19 protein-coding genes are annotated in these 19938 nt (G+C 69.0%); 12 read left to right on the forward strand and 7 right to left on the reverse strand.

Annotated features, from left to right (window positions below; all coding sequences use genetic code 11):
* The first annotated feature begins 137 nt into the window (after nt 1–137).
* Complete coding sequence (locus tag HUA76_RS30365; protein ID WP_174462805.1) at nt 138–1385, forward strand: threonine/serine exporter family protein; 1248 nt, start codon at nt 138–140, stop codon at nt 1383–1385.
* A 4-nt stretch (nt 1386–1389) separates the two neighbouring features.
* On the opposite strand, the gene HUA76_RS30370 is transcribed toward HUA76_RS30365, so the two are convergent.
* Nucleotides 1390–1806, reverse strand: coding sequence for a DoxX family protein (locus tag HUA76_RS30370; protein ID WP_174462806.1), 417 nt, complete (start codon nt 1804–1806; stop codon nt 1390–1392).
* Nucleotides 1807–1926: 120 nt separating this feature from the next.
* Between HUA76_RS30370 and HUA76_RS30375 the strand changes: the two genes are divergently transcribed.
* Entirely contained in the window at nt 1927–3105 is a 1179-nt protein-coding gene (locus HUA76_RS30375; RefSeq protein ID WP_174462807.1) for an AI-2E family transporter, read from the forward strand.
* Nucleotides 3106–3166: 61 nt separating this feature from the next.
* Here HUA76_RS30375 and HUA76_RS30380 read toward each other — a convergent pair whose 3' ends face one another.
* Both HUA76_RS30380 and HUA76_RS30385 read right to left on the reverse strand, forming a co-directional pair.
* The gene (locus HUA76_RS30380) at nt 3167–4879 is read right to left on the reverse strand and encodes a lamin tail domain-containing protein (protein WP_371823536.1); all 1713 of its coding nucleotides are present in this window, start codon (nt 4877–4879) and stop codon (nt 3167–3169) included.
* Nucleotides 4880–5038: 159 nt separating this feature from the next.
* Nucleotides 5039–5509: a YqaA family protein gene (locus tag HUA76_RS30385; protein WP_141641589.1), complete on the reverse strand. Its 471-nt coding sequence runs from the start codon at nt 5507–5509 to the stop codon at nt 5039–5041.
* 271 nt (nt 5510–5780) lie between these two features.
* Here HUA76_RS30385 and HUA76_RS30390 point away from each other — a divergent pair, with 271 nt between their 5' ends.
* Together HUA76_RS30390 and HUA76_RS30395 are read left to right on the forward strand one after the other, a co-directional pair.
* Nucleotides 5781–6932 carry a hypothetical protein gene (locus HUA76_RS30390; protein WP_141641590.1) on the forward strand — a complete coding sequence of 384 codons (1152 nt, stop codon included), beginning with the start codon at nt 5781–5783 and terminating at the stop codon, nt 6930–6932.
* 87 nt (nt 6933–7019) lie between these two features.
* The gene (locus HUA76_RS30395; protein ID WP_217440414.1) at nt 7020–8033 is read left to right on the forward strand and encodes a serine/threonine-protein kinase; all 1014 of its coding nucleotides are present in this window, start codon (nt 7020–7022) and stop codon (nt 8031–8033) included.
* Here the strand turns inward: HUA76_RS30395 and HUA76_RS30400 are convergent.
* Both HUA76_RS30400 and HUA76_RS30405 read right to left on the reverse strand, forming a co-directional pair.
* Nucleotides 8017–8691 (reverse strand): hypothetical protein, encoded by a 675-nt coding sequence (locus HUA76_RS30400; RefSeq protein WP_174462809.1) that lies wholly within the window; start codon nt 8689–8691, stop codon nt 8017–8019. The genes HUA76_RS30395 and HUA76_RS30400 overlap by 17 nt on opposite strands.
* Nucleotide 8692: 1 nt before the next feature.
* On the reverse strand, nt 8693–9400 hold the full coding sequence (locus HUA76_RS30405) for a DUF2339 domain-containing protein (protein WP_174462810.1): 708 nt from the start codon (nt 9398–9400) through the stop codon (nt 8693–8695).
* Between the two features lie 771 nt (nt 9401–10171).
* On the opposite strand from HUA76_RS30405, the gene HUA76_RS30410 reads away from it, so the two are divergent.
* On the forward strand, nt 10172–11335 hold the full coding sequence (locus HUA76_RS30410) for a DUF2380 domain-containing protein (RefSeq protein WP_254625247.1): 1164 nt from the start codon (nt 10172–10174) through the stop codon (nt 11333–11335).
* The gene (locus HUA76_RS30415) at nt 11332–11802 is read left to right on the forward strand and encodes an NUDIX hydrolase (protein ID WP_174456496.1); all 471 of its coding nucleotides are present in this window, start codon (nt 11332–11334) and stop codon (nt 11800–11802) included. Before HUA76_RS30410 ends, HUA76_RS30415 begins: the two co-directional genes overlap by 4 nt.
* A 51-nt stretch (nt 11803–11853) precedes the next feature.
* Here the strand turns inward: HUA76_RS30415 and HUA76_RS30420 are convergent, their stop codons facing one another.
* Nucleotides 11854–13218 carry an MFS transporter gene (locus HUA76_RS30420; RefSeq protein WP_141641596.1) on the reverse strand — a complete coding sequence of 455 codons (1365 nt, stop codon included), beginning with the start codon at nt 13216–13218 and terminating at the stop codon, nt 11854–11856.
* A 70-nt stretch (nt 13219–13288) separates the two neighbouring features.
* Here HUA76_RS30420 and HUA76_RS30425 point away from each other — a divergent pair, with 70 nt between their 5' ends.
* The 5 genes from HUA76_RS30425 (at nt 13289) to HUA76_RS30445 (ending at nt 17122) form a co-directional block, all read left to right on the forward strand.
* Nucleotides 13289–14233: a LysR family transcriptional regulator gene (locus tag HUA76_RS30425; RefSeq protein WP_174456498.1), complete on the forward strand. Its 945-nt coding sequence runs from the start codon at nt 13289–13291 to the stop codon at nt 14231–14233.
* A gap of 51 nt (nt 14234–14284) precedes the next feature.
* Complete coding sequence (locus HUA76_RS30430; RefSeq protein ID WP_174462812.1) at nt 14285–15073, forward strand: endonuclease/exonuclease/phosphatase family protein; 789 nt, start codon at nt 14285–14287, stop codon at nt 15071–15073.
* 63 nt (nt 15074–15136) lie between these two features.
* Nucleotides 15137–15658: a hypothetical protein gene (locus HUA76_RS30435; protein WP_174462813.1), complete on the forward strand. Its 522-nt coding sequence runs from the start codon at nt 15137–15139 to the stop codon at nt 15656–15658.
* A 46-nt stretch (nt 15659–15704) separates the two neighbouring features.
* The gene (locus tag HUA76_RS30440; protein WP_217440416.1) at nt 15705–16478 is read left to right on the forward strand and encodes an AraC family transcriptional regulator; all 774 of its coding nucleotides are present in this window, start codon (nt 15705–15707) and stop codon (nt 16476–16478) included.
* Nucleotides 16479–16585: 107 nt separating this feature from the next.
* A complete protein-coding gene (locus HUA76_RS30445) occupies nt 16586–17122 on the forward strand; it encodes a TfoX/Sxy family protein (protein WP_174462815.1) in 537 nt (178 codons plus the stop codon).
* On the opposite strand, the gene HUA76_RS30450 is transcribed toward HUA76_RS30445, so the two are convergent.
* Nucleotides 17109–18752 (reverse strand): AMP-binding protein, encoded by a 1644-nt coding sequence (locus HUA76_RS30450; RefSeq protein ID WP_174462816.1) that lies wholly within the window; start codon nt 18750–18752, stop codon nt 17109–17111. The genes HUA76_RS30445 and HUA76_RS30450 overlap by 14 nt on opposite strands.
* 311 nt (nt 18753–19063) lie before the next feature.
* Here HUA76_RS30450 and epsC point away from each other — a divergent pair, with 311 nt between their 5' ends.
* Nucleotides 19064–19909, forward strand: coding sequence for a serine O-acetyltransferase EpsC (epsC, locus tag HUA76_RS30455; protein WP_174456504.1), 846 nt, complete (start codon nt 19064–19066; stop codon nt 19907–19909).
* Nucleotides 19910–19938: the final 29 nt, after the last annotated feature.

The following is a 19938-nucleotide window of genomic DNA, read 5'->3' on the forward strand; positions in this document are numbered from 1 at the left end:
TCTCTTCGTCACCCCGACATCCCATGTCCACCTTGGAGAACCAACGAGCACCTTCTCCCGAGGGAGAGGCGGCGGACAGGCGGACGTCACGGCACCGCCATTTGACTCCACCCGGGCGCCTCTGCCATTGCGCCGCCGTGGCCGTCCCTCCCGAAATCGCCGCTTCGCTCCAACACTTCCCGCCGCCCCCAGGGCCTTCCGTCGCCTTCACGCTGCGACTGGCCGAAGCGCTGCACCGCTACGGCACCCCCGCGCACCGGCTGGAGGGGCTGATGCAGCGCGTGTCGGAGCGGCTGGGCCTGGAGGGCCGCTTCTTCTCCACCCCCACGTCCCTCTTCGCGTCCTTCGGGCCTCCTGAAGCGCTGCGCACCAGCCTCATCCGCGTGGAGCCCGGGGACATGGACCTGGAGCGGCTCACGCTGCTGGACGTGCTCGCCGACGACGTCATCCAGGCACGCCTCACGCCCGCCGAGGGCGCCCTGCGCGTGGAGGCCATCCTCGCGCGTCCGCAGCGCTTCGGGCCGGTGCTCCAGGTCCTCTGCTGGGCACTGGCCGGCGGGGCTGGCGCTCGACTCTTCGGCGGTGGGCTGAAGGAGATGGCGGTGGCGACGGTGAGCAGCCTGCTCATCGGCCTGTTGAGCGTGGTGACGCAGCGACAGCCCTCCACCGCGCGAGTGCTGGAGCCAGTCGCCGCCATCCTCTCCTCGGCGCTCGCCGTGCTCGCCGCGAGCGTCATCGGCCCGCTGTCGATTCAGGTCGCCACGCTGGCGGGGCTCATCGTCCTCTTGCCGGGCCTGACGCTGACGGTGGCTCTCAACGAGCTGGCCACGCGCCACCTCATCTCCGGCACCTCGCGACTCACGGGCGCGGCGGTGGTGTTCCTCCAGCTCGGCTTCGGCGTCGCGCTGGGCAGCCGACTGTCCGAGCTGCTTCCGCCGCCCGTCGCGCCGACGGTCGCCGCGCTGCCCGCATGGACGCAGGCGGCGGCCCTGGCCGTGGCGGGCGTGGCCATTGGTGTGCTGTTCCGCGCACGCCCTCGCGACTGGGGCTGGATTGCCGCCGCGGGCACCTTCGCCTTCACCGGCGCGCGGCTGGGCTCGGAGTTCCTGGGGCCGCAGCTCGGCGCCTTCGTGGGCGCGCTGCTCCTGGGCATCGGCGGCAACGCGCTGGCGCGACTGAGGAACAAGCCCTCCGTCACCATCGTCGTGCCGGGACTGATGTTGCTCGTGCCCGGCAGCGTGGGCTTCCGCAGCCTGTCCTCGCTGCTGGAGCGGGACGTGGTGGCGGGAGTCGACACGGCCTTCAACATGCTGATGGTGGCCGTGGCGCTGGTGGCGGGCCTCTTGTCCGCCAACGCGCTCGTCCCGCCGCGCAAGGTGCTGTGAAGCCTCAGCCCAGGCGCGTGAAGTAGATGGCCGCGAGCGACAGCAGGAAGTACGGCACCAGGCCGCCCGCGCCCGCGTAGTCCTTGGCCATGCGCTGACCGAAGAACAGGCCCACCAGCGACACCGCCGACACCAGCGCGCCCCAGAAGGCCAGGGTCGCGCTGCCCTTGGCGATGAGCGCCACCAGTCCGGCGGCGCTGAGCGCGCCCGCGGCCAGCTCCATCAGGGTGATGACACCGAGCATCAACGGGACGACACCCCGCAGGGGGCTCTTGGCGAAGTGACCGGTGAGCCAGCCCAGGTTGCCCTTCCAGTCGATGACCTTGTCGAGCCCGGACTGGAGGAACAGGATGGCGAGGAAGGCGGAGCACAGCGCCTGGAGCAGCCACGCGGTGAACTGAGTCGATTCAAAAGCCGGCATGGCGCGGCACTCTAGCCGCCTGGGGCCCGGGCCCAAGTCTTCTCCGCTGGAGACCGGGCGGGCAGCCATGGGGGCCGCTCCCCCCTTCCCTCCTGGGGAACCCGCCCTAACTTCACGGGTATGGCATCCGAGCAGACCGCCCGGCGCGTCTTCACCGGTCTCATCCTGCTGTCCATCGTGCTGTTGGCGCTGGTCATCCAGCCCTTCGCCAAGGGCATCTTCCTGGCCGCGGTGCTGGCCGGAGCCTTCTACGGCCTGCACAGCCGGCTGACGCGCAAGCTGCGCGGGCGCAAGAACATCTCCGCCGGGCTCATCTGTACGATGGTCGTCCTCGCGTTGCTGCTGCCCCTGGGAGGGCTCACGGCCTTCGTGGTCGCCGAGGTGTCGTCGGGTGCGCAGTTCGTCACCAAGACGGTGCAACAGGAGGGCGTGGAAGGTCTGGTGCAGAAGCTGCCGGGGCCGGTCCGCAAGGGCGTGGAGAGCCTGATGGAGCGGCTGCCCATGGAGGAAGCGCACCTGGACGAGAAGATCCAGGAGCAGGTGAGCAGCCAGGGTGGAACGGCCGCGCGCGCGGTGACGGGAGCGGTGGCGGCCACGGGCTCCATCGCCTTCCAGACGGTGATGATGCTCATCGCCCTCTTCTTCCTCCTCACGGATGGGCGAGAGCTGGTGCAGTGGATAGAGAGCGTGTCCCCGCTCAGACGCGGCGAGACGCTGGAAATCATGCGCGAGTTCCGCAGCGTGTCGGGCGCGGTGCTGCTGTCCTCGCTGGCCACCGCGGGCGTTCAGGCCTTCGCGGCGCTCATCGGCTTCCTGCTCGCGGGAGTTCCCGCGCCCCTGTTCTTCGCGGGCGTCGCCTTCTTCCTGGCGCTCATCCCCGCCGTGGGCGCCGCCCTCGTCGTGCTGGTGGCCGCGGCGTTGATGTTCTTCAGCGGACACCCCTGGGCCGCGCTGTTCCTGGCCATCTGGGGCACAGTGGTGGTGGGCCTGGTGGACAACATCGTCAAGCCGCTGCTCGCCAAGCGCGGCATGCACCAGCACGGGGCCATCGTCTTCTTCTCGCTGCTCGGCGGCCTGGCGGCGTTCGGCACGGTGGGCCTGCTGTTGGGCCCGCTCATCGTCGCCTTCTTCCTGGCCCTGGTCCGCATCCACGAGCGCGACTACGGCCGCAACCACCCAGGCCCCGACAGCCCGACGACGCCCGGCCCCAGCGATGGGCGCGGTCCAGACGCTGCACTGTCGACGAAGACCTCGAGCCCGGAAGGCGCGCTCACGTCGACGGTCCGCGAAAGTCACTGAGGCACCCGCGCTCCTGCCTCCCGCCTGAAGCAGGAGCCAGGAGCGCGGTGCCAGGGTTACATCAGAACGACGCGCCGCTCGCGCGCCGACCCGGCGAGGTCGACAGGCTGGACAGGCTGGTGTGCAGCACGAACGTCGCGCTCGAGCCCACGTCCGGGCTGCGGTTCGCGGAGACGCCGTCGGTGCCCGCCATGGTGGAAGACAACGTCGCCGTGTCCACCACCGTGCCGGACGCGTTCTTCACCGTCACGGTGTCACCGCTGTTCGACAGGCCCAGCGTGCCCGTGGTCGCGGCCACCGCACCCGGCGTGCCCGAGGGGATTCCCGCCGCGCCGCCGAACACCACCAGCACGCCGCCCGCGGGTACCGAGGTGCCGCTGGGGAACGTGTGCCGCACGCTGGCGGAGTCGGACACCGTCCACCCCGCCACGCTCAGCGCCGCCGTGCCCGTGTTCACCAGCTCCACGAACTCGCCATTCACATCGGAGCCGGCCTCGTTCACCAGCACCTCGTTGATGATGAGGGTGCCCGTGCCGCCACCGCCGCCCGTGGTAATCGAAAAGGTCGCGTTGCTGGTATCCGTAATGCTGGAGTTGGACGTGTCCGTCACGCGCACCCGCGCGGTGGTGCTCGCGGTGGCCGGCAGCGTCCACGACAGGCTCCCCGCCGAGGCGGGCGTGCTCGACGACAGCGTCGTCCAGGTGCTGCCGTTCAGCGTGTACTCCACCCGCACGTTCGTCACGTTCGACGACGTCCACGCAATCGTCCGCGCGCTGCTCGTCGTCCAGCTCTCACCGCCGTTGGGCGACGTCACCGTCACGCTGGACGTCACCGAGTCCGCGGGCACGAGGAAGTCCTTGATGATGCCCATGTGCTGCATGCCAGACGCACCGCTGTCTCCAGAGAGCGCGGGGGACAGGTCGCCGATGGGCGAGTACACCCGCGTGTCCACGACGAGGCCGTTGGCGAACGAGCTGCTCCCGATGACCACCGACGTCTGGTACTGCCGCAAATCACTGTCCACCAGCACGTGGTCATAGGGGCTGTTGCGGCCCGCGTTGGTGTTGGTGTTGCCATTGCGGTCCGCCGGGTAGGGGCTGGCCGTGGAGACCACCTGCGAGAAGGTGCTGAAGCTCGCCTCGGAGCGGCTGCTGGTGTTGAAGTCGCCGCCGATGACCAGGTAGTCCCCCGTGGGGATGTTGGCCTGGATGCGGCTGACCAGACTGGCCGCCTCCGTGTTGCGCGTGCTGGCGTTCGACGTCAGCAGGTGCACGCTCACCGCCCACAAGTCCCTGGGCCCCGGGATGTCGATGCGCGCCCAGGCGAAGTCGCGGTTGGTGACCTGCGGGTCATCCCACTCGCCCGAGGCGATGATGGGGTAGCGGCTGATGATGCCGTTGGGAATCTGCGCGCCGGCCTCGCGGTAGTACGAGAAGCCCGCGCCGAACGCCGTGTTCACGAAGGTCCGGATGTCGGCGGCGGAGTCCGTCAGGTAGTTGAACTCCTGAATCATCACGATGTCGGCGTCCGTGCCCTGGAAGATGCGGATGCCGTGGCCCGGGTCGTAGTCCTGCCCGTTGCCACTGGAGATGTTCGCGGCCATCACCCGGATGCGCACGTTGGCCAGCGAGTCCTGGCGCTCACCGAGCGAGGACTCCCCAGTGGTGGGCTCCACGCCCTCGCCACCGCAAGCTGCGAGTCCCAGGAAGAGCGCCACGAGCCATTGGCGCCACGACGACAGCACACGCGTTGGTACGGCGAGGTTGTTTCGCACGAAGTCCGGTCCTGCTCCCGAGCGGGAGCTGTTGAGGTCGGCAACGACTGCTGAACGGGTGGTCCAGGCAATCCACACCCAAGGCCACAGCCTCAACTTATCCGGATGTCGCGCAAGGAAGGCGCGTGAAACACGATTGAAACATGACGCGGCATCGCCCTACAGGGATGCGGCAGTGGACAGGGCGACGAACACGTAGCGCAGGCCCTTGCCCAGCGTGACGAACACGACGAAAGGCAGGGGCTTCACGCCCACCACGCCTCCGGCGATGACGAACGCGTCGCCGATGATGGGGACCCACGACATCACCAGCGCGGGTGCGCCCCAGGTGCGAAGCCGCGCTTCGACCTTCTGCATGCGCGGGCCCTCGCTGGCGCGCCGCCGTGCATACCAGCGACCCAGCGGACCGCCTCCGCCGCGCGCCACCCACAGACCCAGCACGTAGAGCGACAGCGCGCCCAGCACGTTGCCCACGGTCGCCACTGCCGTGGCCAGCATCGGCGGCGTGCCGCCATAGATGAGCGCGGCGAGCAGCGCCTCGGACGGCACCGGCACCACGGAACCCGCCAGCATCGCGACGAGGAAGAGACCTGGGAGCCCCCAGGTGGAGAGGATGGCTGCGTCGGGCATAGTGGTGGGTGCGAGCGGCCCCAGCAGTGTGCCACGCGCCTGGAAGCGGACGCGCGAAAACCTCGAAGCCGCCTGCTCCCACCTCGCGTGCGAGCGCTCGACGTACCACGAGGCTCGCGGCCCCCCCGCATGAACTGCGCGGGCATGCTGCGGTGCGCAGACCTTGCGCGCGACGAGCGCCCACGCCACGCATGCCGAGGGGACACGGGCCGCGGCGCACCCCTTGCTATGGGCCGGGGAACCTCACTCCACCGCGAAGGACCTCCGCGTCATGAGCAGCAGCGACCTCCCCGCCCCGGGCCTGAGCAACGACCTCCGCATCGTTCCCGTGGAGATTGCCCCCGAGACGTTCTGGGTGGGCAAGCGAGAGCCCGGGAACATCTTCTACGCCAACCCCTACCTCCGACGGTTCCGAGGCACGGACACGAAGACGCAGCGGGCATCGGAGTTCAACCTCCTCATCGACCCGGGCTCCAGCAGCGACTTCTCCACCATCCACACCAAGGTGACATCGCTCATCGGTGGCATGGAGCGGCTGTCGGCCCTGTTCATCAACCACCAGGACCCGGACGTGGGCTCGTCCGCGAGCATCATCTCCGCGCGGTATGCGCCTCGTGCGGGCCTCTTGTGCTCGGAGGACACCTGGAGACTCATCGTCCACCAGAACCTGCCGCGCAACCGCTTCATCCCCACGGAGAAGTTCGCGCAGGGACTGAGCGTGCCCACCGGGCACAAGCTGTTGCCGGTGCCCTCGCCCTTCTGCCACTTCCGGGGCGCGGTGATGCTCTATGACCCGCAGACGCGGGTGCTCTTCACGGGTGACCTGTTCGGCGGCCTCACCGACGCCAACGCGAAGGGCCTGTGGGCGGACGAGTCCGACTGGTCAGGCATCCGCGCGTTCCATCAAATCTACATGCCGGTGAACGCCGCCCTGGCCCGCGTGGTGGCCACCATCCGCAAGCTCACGCCGGCGGTGGAGATCATCGCGCCGCAGCACGGCCGCGTCATCCGAGGCCCGCTGGTGCAGCAATTCCTGGAGCGCATGGAGAAGCTCCAGGTGGGTCTGGACATCATGGACGAAGCGCAGGACCGCACGCATCTCCAGGCGTGGAACTCGGTGGTGGACCGCGTGCTGGCGCTGGCGCGGGGCTACCTGGGCGACTCGGTGGACGTGAAGCTCGGGGCCAGCGAGGACCTGTCGGACACGTCGACGTTCGACGGGAATCGCCTGGTCGTGAACCGGCTGGGCAAGTGGACCGTGGAGCACGTGGTGGACGTGTTGTGCAAAGGCGAGCCGCCAGAAATCGCGGGGCCCATCATGGTGGAGGCCACCAGCGCCGCCGCCGAGTACAACCTGCCCACGCCGCACCTGGACATCGAAGGCGCGGGAGCGCCGTCGCACATCTCGCTGTTGGACCCCTGAGCGAAGAGCACGGGGCCAACGGACACCGAGGGAGGCGCGGTGGGCTCGACGGAAGAAGACTCCGGAGGCGTGGTGTACCTCGGAGGGATGTCCCTGGAACCCGCGGCGGTGGTGGCGCGGACACCGACGCCCGCGCCCGTGACGCCCCCGCCTCCGGTGTCGCTGGCGGAGACGCTGCGCGCGGTGACGCCCATGTCGCCGCACGGGACGTGGCTGCAAGGCATCCCCACGCCCGCGCCTGCTCCGGCCGCGACGGTGCGCGGACTGGTGCCAGGACAGCTCGTGGGCGAGCGCTACCGGGTGGAGCGCTGGCTCGGCGCCGGAGGCAGCTCCACGGTGTACGAGGCGGAGGACCTGCGCCAGGGCCAGCGGCTGGCGCTCAAGGTGCTCGCGACACCGCACGCGGAGCCGTCGACGGTGGCGCGCTTCCGTCAGGAGGTGGAGCACGCGCGGGCGCTGGAGCACGTGAACATCCTGCGCGTCTTCGACGTGGGCCTGGATGGAGACCGGCACTTCCTCACCGTGGAGCTCCTCGACGGCATGGACCTGCGCCAGCGGATGCTGGAGCGACGGCCCACGCTCGCGGAGACGTTGCGCTGGCTCACGCACGCGGCCGTCGCGCTGGAGCACGCGCATGGCCGGGGGGTGCTGCACCGGGACGTGAAGCCCGCCAATCTCTTCATCACCCGTGCGGGCGTGCTGAAGCTGATGGACTTTGGCCTCGCCAAGAGCACCCATGTGGTGGGGACGACCGCGCAGGGCACGGTGCTCGGAACGCCGGAGTACATGGCGCCCGAGCAGGTGATGGGCAGCCCGCCGCTGTCGCCCACCACGGACCTGTACGCGCTGGGCGTGGTGGCCTACGAGCTGTGTACGGGACAGCTCCCCTTCCGTCACACCGAGCCCGTGCCGTTGATGTTCCTGCACGTGCAGCAGGCTCCGGTGCCGCCGACCACGTTGCGCCCGAGCCTGCCCGGGCCGTTCGAGCGCGTGGTGCTGAAGCTCCTGGAGAAGCGACCCGAGGACCGCTACGCCAGCGCGGGCGAGCTGCGCTCCGCGCTGGCGAAGCTGTGGCCCTGGGCGCTCAAGGAGTCGGCTTGAGCGCGACGGTGACGAGTCGCAGTCCCAACTGGGGCCAGCGGGACGTGCGCGGGATGAGGTCCGGTTGCTGGCACAGCGTGAGGACGCGGCCTCCGCCAGGGTGGAAGAAATAGAGCGAGCGCGCGGCCTTGAACTCGCCGGGGAGCGCGGCATCCCGCTCGGGCCAGACGCGGCGGGTCGCCCACCAGGACTGCACCACGGGCCGCTCGCGCAGGTGGTAGTGGACCTCCACCACCACCGCGCTCACCTCCTCCGAGCCCCACTCCAGCATGAGGCTTGAACCCGGGATGCGTCGCTCGTCGAGCAGGTGCAGGGGGCGAGGCCCCACGTAGGCGGTGGCATCCACCTTGGCGCCGCGCAACGAGCCGAGGAAGTCCAGCTCCAGGCGCGTCGTGCCCGGCTGCACCTGGAAGCGGAAGGCCATGCGGCCCGTGCCCACGTGCTGGCCGCCGAAGTACGTCCCCACGTTGGCCTCCCGGACAAGGACGGGCTCACCCGAGCGGAACTGGTCCACGTCCGCCGGCGCGGCCAGTTGGGGCGCGGACGCAGGAAGCTCCACGCGCTTCCAGCCCGGAGTCGGGTCCTCATGCGACCAGCACGCCACGGGCGTCGCCTGCGTCAGCCACAGCGCGCCCATCCAGGAGAGCAGGGGCCCCATGTCACGAGCTCCGGGGAGTGGCCGGGGTCGACCGCGCCGAGAGCCACGCGGTGCCGAGCATCAGCGCACCGGCCGCGGCGAGCCCCGCCACGCGCAGGGAGCCGTCGAGGTGGGCGGTATCATAGAGGAGCGTCTTGCCCACGGAGATGGCGACGAAGCAGAAGCCCGCGTCGCGAATCACGGGAGCGCCCCGCTTGCGGCCCAGGAACACGAGCACCACGCCGATGACGAGCCAGCCCAGCGTGAGCACGAGCCGACGCGCGATGTGGTCCTCCGCGACGCCCAGGGTGAGGAAGTGGAAGTAGAAGGTCCACGACGTGGCGATGGTCGCGGCGGTGAGGCCGAACCAGACGAGCACGTCACGGATTCGCTCCAGTTGCGTGTCACCGCGACGCAGCGAGCGCGGCAACATGATGACGGACGCGATGAACGTCAGCGCGAGTCCCACGAGCAACAAGGGTTGCTTCGTCGCCGCGTACCACAGGCCTCCTGTCACGGAGGTGGCGAGCACTGCGATGGGGAAGATCAGCAGTCCTCCGCGAGGAACCGCCAGGAAGCCCAGGGCCAGCGTCGCGACCGCCGCCAGAATGAGGAGCGCCTCCACGGGCATGTGGAGGTCCCGCCAGAGGAACACCGCGGCCAGGGCCAGCAATGCGCCGCCGAGCCCACCCAATACCTTCACGTCCCACTTCGCCATCATCTCCGTCATCGCCAATCCTCCACCGCCAACCCGTGGCGTGTGGGGAGGCTCCGATTGCATCGGACCTGCCAACCGCTGACGCACGGCATCACGCACGTTTGCACGGCGGGGCGGGCTCACGGTGTGCAGCGCGCGGCACACCGTGGGGAGGCCGCTGCACAGCGCGCACGAGCGCTACCGGCTCACGGCTCTTTTCCCTGAACTGAGTCTGCCCCAGTTCGGTGGCTCTCTTGCGCTTCGGTTTCATGGTTGTTGGACCCACCACGTCGCTCAAGTCCAGACGGGCTGGCAGTACCTTGAGTCTGCCTTTGCGCGAACCCCTCTCGCGCGGCGCTCGGAGATTCCTGCCCATCCCCCATCCCTCTGGGAGCGTTGTCCTATTCACGAATGGCGAGACCTCCTGCGAATTCTTCCAAGACTTGGGGAGGGACACGCTGCTGTTGCCCGCGCTGAAGGTCCCGTTGCGACCGGGGGCCTTCGCCTCGATGGGCCTGCGGGTGGACGATGCGCGTTGACGCTCTGCTCTGGGTCGTGGCGTTGCTGACCGCGGGATGCTCCTCGGTGACGCAGGTTCCCGGGCGTGGCGAAACGCTGAGCTACACACCCCGACAGTGGCGACACGCGACTCCACGAGCTGACGCGACGCGCGCGGGACCTGGCACAACCACGGGCGCCGTCGGGGGCGAAAGGCAAAGCGCTGAACGAACGCATCAAGCCCTCCTCGACTCCATCAACGAGGCGAAGGGCTCGCTGAAAGGAGTCGAGTCCGCGTTGTCCAAGATGGCGACGCGTCGGCCTGGCTTCGATGGCCGGAGCATCAACGGCGAGGTGTTCACGCGCTTTCTCCATCATGGCGACAAGCAGGCGACGTGGATTCGCGGCGCGCTCGAGAGTACGACCGGACTGACGGAAGTGGCCTCGGAGGTGGGGGATCCGGCCATGGAGCTGGGGATTCTTCGCATGACGGGGCCCAAGCTCCAGGCCGCGATGTTCGGGACGCTGCTGCTGGCAACCTGGGGCGACTTCCTTCAGCTCTCCGACGCCTTGCTCCGAGAGTGTTTCATGTGCGGCATCGAGAAGCAGTTCGTGGACCTCAACCGCGTTCGGGGCTTGATGGAGACCGCGCTGGCGGACCTCGCCTCCCAGGACCCTGACCGTGTCGAGGCGGCGGCACTCGGGATGCCCGAACTGATGGGGACATTGACCCGGGAGTTCAACACGCTTCGTTCGGATGGACTGTCGGCCATAGAGGATGGAGGCAAGGTCCTGGTGGCCATGCAGGTGTTGGAGATGGTCACCCTGATCTCCTCGCTGAAGATGTCGCTGCCACGGCTGCCCCCGGCCACACCTGCGACGCTCGGCGTGGGCCTCACGATGAGTTCGGGGGGAGTCATGGCGGGCTCGCGAATCGTCGTCTCCGCTGAGTGGGTGGAGATGATGCGAAGGCTCGTGCAGGCGGGCGTCATCTCCGTTCCGGCAGTGAGCGCGGCCGTCCGCATCCACGGCGGTCAGGTCATGATGGCGCAGGCCCACCAAGGCCTACCCAAGGGTGTGCGCGACGCGCTGGGGGACAGTCCCGAGGTGCGCGGCATGCAGGTGACGGGCAGAGCGGGAGCGGGCATGTCCGAGGCTCCGAAGCACCACGTCATGCCCAAGGAGCATCGCGAGTGGTTCGAGCAGCGCGGCTTCAAGGGTGACCTGGACATCGACCAGTTCTGTGTTCGACTGGAACGGGCCCACCACGAGGCGATTCACGGCGGGGGGAACTGGAAGCTGGGGCGCATATGGCCCGACGAATGGAACAGGAGGATCATGCGCACCCTGAATGATGCGGAGTTGTCGGCAGGGCAGAAGTTGACGCGCAATGAGGTGCTGAGCATCGTCGCGGAGAACATGAGGCTCTACGACATTCCGATGAAGTTCACCAAGGGGCGCAGCCGATGACCGACGGACGTTCATGGCAGGGGGATTGGAAGGCCCGCCTCTATGAACGGGTCCGCGAGCGTGGCTTCGACTCGCTGACCGCCTTCGCGGATGCACGTCCTGCTGTCCCGCTGTACGCCCTGGCCGAAGAGCTTGGCAAGGATGACGTCGCAGGGGTGCAGGTGTTGACCGGGTTGCGCACTGAAGCGGAACGACGGAAGCAGGTCACACGACTCGTTCGAGACTTGCTCGCGCGGGAGTTGGCAGCAGGCCTTCCCAACGGGTGGCCAGCCGAACTTGATGATGTGACCCGCTTCCAGGTCGCCAAGGCGCTTGGCCTCTGGTCGGGCTCCACTCCAGAAGCCTATTCGGAGCGCACTCGACGGGTGATTGTCGCGCTCCGAGCGAATCCGCCTCCCGCGAGCTGGCGCCCGCTCGGCCCTGACGACGAGCTTCTCCGGGCGCTGCTGCCGGACGACGAAGCCTGAGCGGAACCAGCGCGTCCTGCTCAGGATTTTCTACCGCCCTATCAGGTGAACTCAGGGCTCGCTGGCCATCTTGCCGGGGGCGACCACGGCCAGCAGCAGCGCCACCGTGCCCGCGAGCGCGCCAGCAATCGCGAACTGGAGCGCGAAGTGGCCTCGGGCGAGCGCCAGCGCTGCCACCGTCAGCGAGCCACCCAGCAGTCGCGTCGCATAGAGGCTGCTGGTGACGATGCCCCGGTGATGCCAGGGCGCGCGCGACTGCGGTCCGATGAGCGACGTGCTCGCCGCCGGCCCCAGCCCCATGCCCAGCACCGCGAGCGAGACGAGCGCCGGGAGCGTGCCCCAATCATACGCGGCGGTGAGCGCCAGGAGCCCCGCCCCCGTCGCGGCCACCGCGAAGCCCACGCCCGCGCTCAAGCGCATGCCTCCGCGCACCAGCAGCTTCACGCCAAACGTGGAGCCCACCGACCAGCCCAGCAACATCGGCAGGAGCGTCAGCCCCGCGACGATGGGCGTCTGGCCGCCCTGCTCCGTCATCCACAGCGGCACCCACGCGGCCATGCTGTAGAGCAACGCCCCGCCCGCGATGCCTCCCGCCACGCCACTGAGCACGGTGCGGTCCTTCACCAACTCCATCGGCAAGAGCGGCGCCTCCGACCGACGCTGCTGGAACACCAGCGCCGCGGCCCCCACCACCGCGCCCAGCAGACACAACCAGCGCAGCTCCGCATGCCCAGGCTCCAGCGAGAACAGGAGCATCGCCGCCGACGAACCCGCGAGCACCGGCCCCCAGCGGTCCAACTTCACGTCCGTGCGACGCGGCGGGTCTCGATAGGAGAGGTACAGCAGCAGCGCGGCGAACAGGCCCACGGGCACGTTGACCAGGAACACCCAGCGCCACGAGGCGTGCATCACCAGCCATCCACCGATGAGCGGCCCCACCGCGTTTCCCGCGCCCCAGGCGCCGGTGAAGAGCCCCTGAACGGCGGCGCGCTCGCGCAGCGTGTAGAGGTCCGCGCTGATGGTGAGCGTGGTGGGCTGAAGCGCGCCCGCGCCCAGCCCCTGCAACACACGGAAGGCGATGAGCCCCTCCACCGAATGGGCGAGCCCGCACAGCGCGGAGCCCACGAGAAACAACCCCATGCCGGCGAAGAAGACGGGCTTGCGTCCCAGCCGGTCCGCCAGCTTCCCGGAGATGAGCACGCCCACGGTGGACGCGAAGAGGAACGCGGAGAAGACCCACGAGTAGAGGTGCTGTCCGCCCAGCTCCCGGGTGATGGTGGGCATGGCGCTGGTCACCACCGTGCCCTCGAAGGCACTGACCACCAGGGCCAGCAGCACCGCGCCAGTGGCCATCCGCCGCGCCGCTCCAGGCCGTGCGGAAGACACCGGCTCCACCGTCAAGCCGCTTCCATCCATGGCACACGTGTAACCGGGGGCTCCCCATGCGGAAATCGCAACTTCCGCATAGACTCCATGCGGAATCCGCATGACTCACGAACAGCTCCAGGCATTCCTCCGCGTGGCCCAGGAAGGCCGCCTCTCCAGGGCCGCCAAACGGTTGGGGCTGTCCCAGTCCGGGCTGTCCCGCCAGCTCCAGTCGCTGGAGGCGGCGCTGGGCACTCGCCTGCTCGTTCGCACGCCCGGGGGCGCCGTGCTGACGGACGCGGGGGAGCGGTTCCTGCCCCACGCACGGCGCGCGCTCGATGCCCTGGCGGCGGGTACCTCCGAGCTGGAGCGGCTGTCGAACACCCCTCGCGGGCCGGTGTCGCTCGGCACGCTGCACACCGTGGGAGCGTACCTGCTACCGGACATCATCCCGGCCTTCGCGCAGCGGTTTCCGGAGGTGCGCCCCCGGCTCAGCGAGGCCATGGCGTCGACGCTGGAGGAAGGCGTGGCCCGTGGCGCGCTGGACCTGGCCATCCTGTCGCTGCCCGTGCGACGGGCGGACCTGGTGTCGCAGAAGCTCTGGGAGGAAGTGCTGATGCTGGCGGTGCCGCGCGGACACCGGCTCACGAAGAGCAGCCGGCCGGTGACGCTCGGGGACGTGGTGGAAGAGACGTGGGTGGTCATCCCCAGCATGAGCGGCACGCGCGCGCTGGAGGCGGAGTGCGAGGCGCGCGGAGTGACACCGAAGGTCGCGATGGAGACGGACAACGCGGAGGCGATGCGGCGCATGGTGGAGCGCGGACTGGGCATCGCGCTGGTGCCGGAGCTGATGGCCAGGGACCACGCGGCGCGCGGCTTCGACGTGGTGCCGCTGGCGAAGAGCGGCCTGAAGCGACAGGTGGCGCTGGTCCACCGGGGCGAGGGCTACCTCACGGCGGCGGCGCGCGAGCTCAAGTCGTTCATCGTGGAGAGCGTGCGCGCGATGCCGGAGCCCTGGGGAGCAGGCAGGCGTGGAGGAGCGCCCTCGGGGCAGCGGGTGCGATAGCCTGTCGCGCGTGGGCGGGTGACGGGAGCCCACGGGCGAGAGGGCTGTCGCATGTCGCTGAAGGTGATGACGTTCAACGTGTTGCAGGGAGGCGAGGAGCGGTTCGACGACATCGCCACCTTCCTCTCCCGGGCCTCACCGGACGTGCTGGTGCTCCAGGAGTGCCTGGGCTGGGAAGACGGCGGGCGCCTGCGTCGGGTGGCCGAGGCGCTGGACGTGCCGCAGGACGACGCGCACGTGGTGCTGGGTCAGTCCCGCTCGCGCCCCAGTGGGCGCAGCTACCACGTCGCGGTGGTGAGCCGCCCTCCCCTGCGCTCGCTGCGCATCCACAATGACCGCCACATCCTGGGCCACTGCATCGTCGAGTGCGAGCTGGAGGCCAACGGACCGGTGACGCTGTTCGGCACGCACTTCGACGCGCACCACGAGAGGCTCCGCTACGTGGAGGCGCGCTACCTGCGCTCGCTCATCGACCCGGCGAAGTTCCGGGACGGGCAGTACCTGCTCGCCGGAGACCTCAACTCGCTGTCGCGCAGGGACCCGTACCCGGTGGACCTGGAGGACAGGCTGCGTCGCGCGGGGACGGACAAGTACGGACACCCGCCGCGCTTCGACGTCATCGACGACGTGGAGGACTTCGGCTGGGTGGACACGCTGCCGACGCGGGCCGGGTCCACGAAGTGGGTGACGGCGCGGCGCAACCGGGGTGGCGTCACCATCGACTACCGCACCGACTACGTCTTCGCGTCACCGCGCATGGTGGAGCGACTGGTGTCCTCGGAGGTCATCGACGTGGGCGACACGTCCGACCACAACCCGCTGGTGGCCACGTTCCGCTGACACGCGGTCGTCCGCGCAAGATCCTGATAGCGCCAGCCCCGGGAGGACTCCGATGGTATGTCCATGCGAACCACCCTCCTCAGCCTGCTGCTCGCCCTGACCGCATGCGCCCATGCGCCACCTTCCGTCCCCGTGGAGACGATTCCCGCCCGCCCCGAGGACGTGGCCTCCATCGATGGGGTGATGAAGGCCTTCTACGAAGTGGTGAACCTCGCCCCCGACGCACCCCGGCAGTGGGCACGCGACAGGACGCTCTACAGCCCATGGATTCACTTCGTGTCGATTGGCCAGAAGGTCTCCATCTGGGACCACCAGGGCTTCGTGGAGGCCACGGAGCCGCTCGTCCGCGCCGGGTTTCGCGAGCGGGAAATCAATCGCGTCACGCGCCGGTACGGCAACATCGCGCATGTGGCTTCGACCTACGAGACGCGGACGGGCCCCGGAGAAGGCTCGCTCTCGCGGGGCGTCAATTACATCCAGCTCTACTTCGACGGCGCGCGCTGGTGGGTGACGAGCGTGGTGTGGCAGTCGGAAGACGCGGCGCATCCCATTCCACCGGAATTGCTTCCCGCCTCGAGTCCTTGAGCATGACCGCGCGGGCGAGAGAATGAGCTGGGACCTCCCCAGTCCGATGCGCCCGCTCGTCGAGGGAAACGAACTCTTCGTGGGCGAGTGGACGTGTCCCGGAGCGCGCCAGGCTCGGACGCTGGAGCAGGCGCACTACGTCGAGCTGGACCTGCTGCGCGCGGGGATGCATGTGCGGACCCTCGGTCGGCAACGGAGCGTGGTGGACCCGACGACCGCCGCGCTGCAGGTTCCGGGTGACGAGTACTGGATGGCCTCGACCGGGGAGCAGCCACAGCGCAGCACGCTGCTGCTCCTGCGTGGCGCGCTGGCGGAGGAGCTGGGCCCGCACGTTCGAGCCCAGGTCCTCCAGGTCTCCGCGGAGGTGGCACGCCTGCACTTCAAGCTCTTGCGAGACACGGACCCGCTGGCGCGAGAGGAAGTCGCGCTGGCCCTGGTCCATCGCTTCGTGCGGGACGCCGCGCCCGAGCGGACGCGAGCAGCCTCCGTCACGCCCGCGTGGCGTCAACTCACGGAGGAGTTGCAACACCAGGTGGCCACGCGCTTCGCGGAGCGGCTGACGCTGGAGGCGCTCGCTTCGGAGGTCCACGCATCCCCCTTCCACGCCAGTCGCGTCTTTCACGCGGTGACAGGGGAGACACTGCATCGACACCTCACCCGCGTGAGGTTGCGCGCCGCGCTGTTCGAGTTGGAGGAGGCATCAGGCCGCCTCACGGACGTCGCGCTCGGAGTGGGCTTCTCCTCGCACAGTCACTTCACCAGCGCGTTCCGGCAGGAGTTCGGGTGCACGCCCTCGGCGCTTGCACGCGGGCGCGGCTGAGCGCGCGTCACCTCCGCTACGCTCCCCCTTCGATGCCCTACGACAAGACGCGCGGGGATGTTATCCCTCCAGCGTTTCATCGGGACGTGGTGTGAAGGAGGAGCAGCGTGGCTCGGACGGACAGCTTCGTGGAGTACGTGGTGGAGTTGCTGGAGAAGCTCGGACCGGTCCAGGCTCGGCGGATGTTCGGCGGGTGGGGCCTGTACTTCGGAGGGCGGATGTTCGGCCTCATTGGAGACGGACAGCTCTTCCTGAAGGTCGACGATGTCACCAGGCCCGACTTCCAGGCCGCCGGCTGCCGCCCCTTCATCTTCGAGGGCGGCGGGAAGACGGTGGCGCTGGGCTACTGGACGCCGCCCGCCGACGCGAGCGATGACGCCTATGAGCTGCTGCCCTGGGCTCGCCGTGCCGTCGACGCGGCGGCGAGGGCCGCGCTGAAGAAGGCTCCGAAGAAGAAGCCCGCCGCGGCAGCGAAGAAGGCCCCTGCCGAGAAGAAAGCGCCAAAGAAACAGGCCCCCGCGAAGAAGACCCCGGCCCCGAGCAAGCCGAAGCCGAAGTCCCTCTCGACGAGGTCGACACCCCCGAAAAAGCGCGCCGTCGCCAAGAAGACCGCGCGCAAGAGCCCCCGCCTCAAGCGGTCTTGATGGACGAGGCCGACTCCAGGCCCAGCTCGGCCACGGAGACCTCCCGCATCCGGAACTTCTGCACCTTGCCCGTCACCGTCATCGGGAACGCGTCCACCAGCTTCCAGAAGCGCGGCACCTTGAACGTGGCGATGCGGCCCGTGCAGTGCTTCCTCAGCTCCTCGGGCGTGAGCGTCACGCCCGGTTTCGGCTTCACCCAGGCCATCACCTCCTCGCCGTACTTCGCGCTCGGCACACCGATGACCTGCGCCTCGCTGACGCCCGGGTGCGTGTGCAGGAACTCCTCCACCTCCCGCGGAGAGATGTTCTCCCCGCCCCGGATGATGAGGTCCTTGATGCGACCGACAATCCGCACGTAGCCGTCCACGTCCATCGTCGCCAGGTCGCCGGTGTGCATCCACCCCGCCGCGTCCACCGCCTTCGCCGTGGCCTCCTCGTTCGCCCAGTACCCCAGCATGACGCTGTAGCCCCGCGTGCAAAGCTCTCCCGCCGCCCCGCGAGGCACCACCGCCCCCGTCTCCGCGTTGATGACCTTCACCTCCAGGTGCGGATGCACGCGCCCCACCGTGGACACCCGCTTGTCGAACGGGTCATCCAGCGAACTCTGCGTGGACACCGGAGACGTCTCCGTCATCCCGTAGCAGATGGTCACCTCGCGCATGTTCATCCGCGATTGCACCTGCTTCATCACCTCCACCGGACACGGTGAACCCGCCATGACGCCGGTGCGCAGCGTCGTCAAATCGAACTCACCGAAGCGCGGGTGGTCCAGCTCCGCGATGAACATCGTCGGCACGCCGTACAGCGACGTGCAGCGCTCCAGTTGCACCGCCTGGAGCACCGCCAGCGGGTCGAACGCCTCGCCCGGAATCACCATCGTCGAGCCATGCGTCGTGCAGGCCAGGTTCCCAATCACCATTCCGAAGCAGTGGTAGAAGGGCACGGGGATGCACACCCTGTCCTCCGGCCCGTAGCGCAGCGCCTCGCCTATGAAGTACCCGTTGTTCAGCACGTTGTGGTGCGACAGCGTGGCGCCCTTGGGGAAGCCCGTCGTCCCGGACGTGTACTGGATGTTGATGGGGTCGTCGAACTGGAGCGACGCCTCGCGGTCCTCCAGCGTGTGCTCGCTCACGTGCTTCGCGTTGGAGAGCAACAGCTGCCAGTCGTCGTCCAGCACCAGCGCCACGCGGAGCTGAGGGCAGCGGGGGCGGACCTCCTCCAGCATGGCCCGGTAGTCCGTCTGGCGGAAACCCCGCGCCAACAGCAGCACACTGGTGCCCGACTGGTTGAGCGAGTACTCCAGCTCCGCCGTGCGATAGGCCGGGTTGAGGTTCACCAGGATGGCGCCAATGCGCGCCGCCGCGTACTGCGTCACCACCCACTCGAAACGATTGGGAGACCAGAGGCCCACGCGGTCCCCCTTCTCCACGCCCATCGCCAGCAGGCCCTTCGCCACCTGCGTGGTGGTTTCCCACATCTCCCGGTACGTGGCCCGATACCCCTGCGAGACGACGACCAGCGCCTCGCGGTCCCCATGGCGCTCCACCGTTGTTCGCAGGTTCTGCCCGAGGGTCTCACCGAGGAGCGGCGTGGCACTGGTGCCATGGACATACGAGGGAGCCTGGCTCATGCACCCATCGTCACGCCGTCAAGAAGGTCGAGCAAGCGCCCCTGGGGCGAGTCCGCTGTGAAGCGCCCGCCCGACAAGCGGTCCTAAACCCGGGCGACCCGGTGGATGCTGTTCCCTTCAGGCACCCCCTGGGGTCACCGGAGGCCACTCCCCGCGCCCTCGGGCCCCCTCCCCCCCCGGTCGGACGCCCGCCAGGGCAGCCCCCCGGCATCCCCCGCTGTCCACTTGTCCCACACTCACCCGAACTTCCGAGCCATCCAGGGATTCAGGTGGTGCGGCCCCACCACGCACCGCATTAAATGGAGGGGTTCATGGATGATTCCAACGCCAGGCTGGTCGCGGCACTGCTGGAAGCCCGACAGCGCCACTGCTTCCCCCCGGACGTGCGCCGGGCGGCCCCCGAGTTCGTCGCACAGGTCCTCGGGCTGCTGTTCCCTCACTTCGCGGAGCGCCTGGAGTGTACCGCCGCCGCTGTCCGCCGGGACGTCACCACCGTGGAGGCCAGCCTCCACCGCCTGCGCGAAACGCTCGCGCCCCTCTACCCGGACATCAACGCCAGCATCCCCGCGCGCTTCATGGAGCGGCTGCCGGAGCTCTACGACTGGCTCCGTCAGGACTCGCAGGCCATCTTCGACGCGGACCCCGCCGCCCGCTCCGTGGACGAGGTCATCCTCACGTACCCGGGCTTCCAGGCCATCGCCATCTTCCGCGTGGCCAATGCGCTGCACATGCTCGGCTTCCCGCTCCTGCCACGGCTGCTCACCGAGTTCGCCCACCAGCGCACCGGCGTGGACATCCACCCCGGCGCCACCATTGGCCGGCGGTTCGTCATCGACCACGGCACCGGCGTCGTCATCGGTGAGACGACGCTCATCGGCGACAACGTGAAGCTCTACCAGGGCGTCACGCTGGGCGCGCTCATGGTGGAGAAGGCCCTGGCCGACAAGAAGCGCCACCCCACGATTGAGGACGACGTGGTGGTGTACGCCAACGCCACCATCCTCGGAGGGGAGACGGTGGTGGGCCACGGCAGCATCATCGCCGGCAACGCGTGGCTCACGCAGAGCATCCCTCCGGGTTCCGTCGTCACCCGACGCAGCGAGATTCGTCCCCGTGGAGCCGACGGCGTCCTGGACGCCATCGAGTTCCACATTTGATGACGCCTTTGCGAAGCACCTACCCCGCG

This window comes from Myxococcus sp. CA056 (assembly GCF_013336715.1).
Lineage (GTDB): Bacteria > Myxococcota > Myxococcia > Myxococcales > Myxococcaceae > Myxococcus > Myxococcus llanfairpwllgwyngyllgogerychwyrndrobwllllantysiliogogogochensis.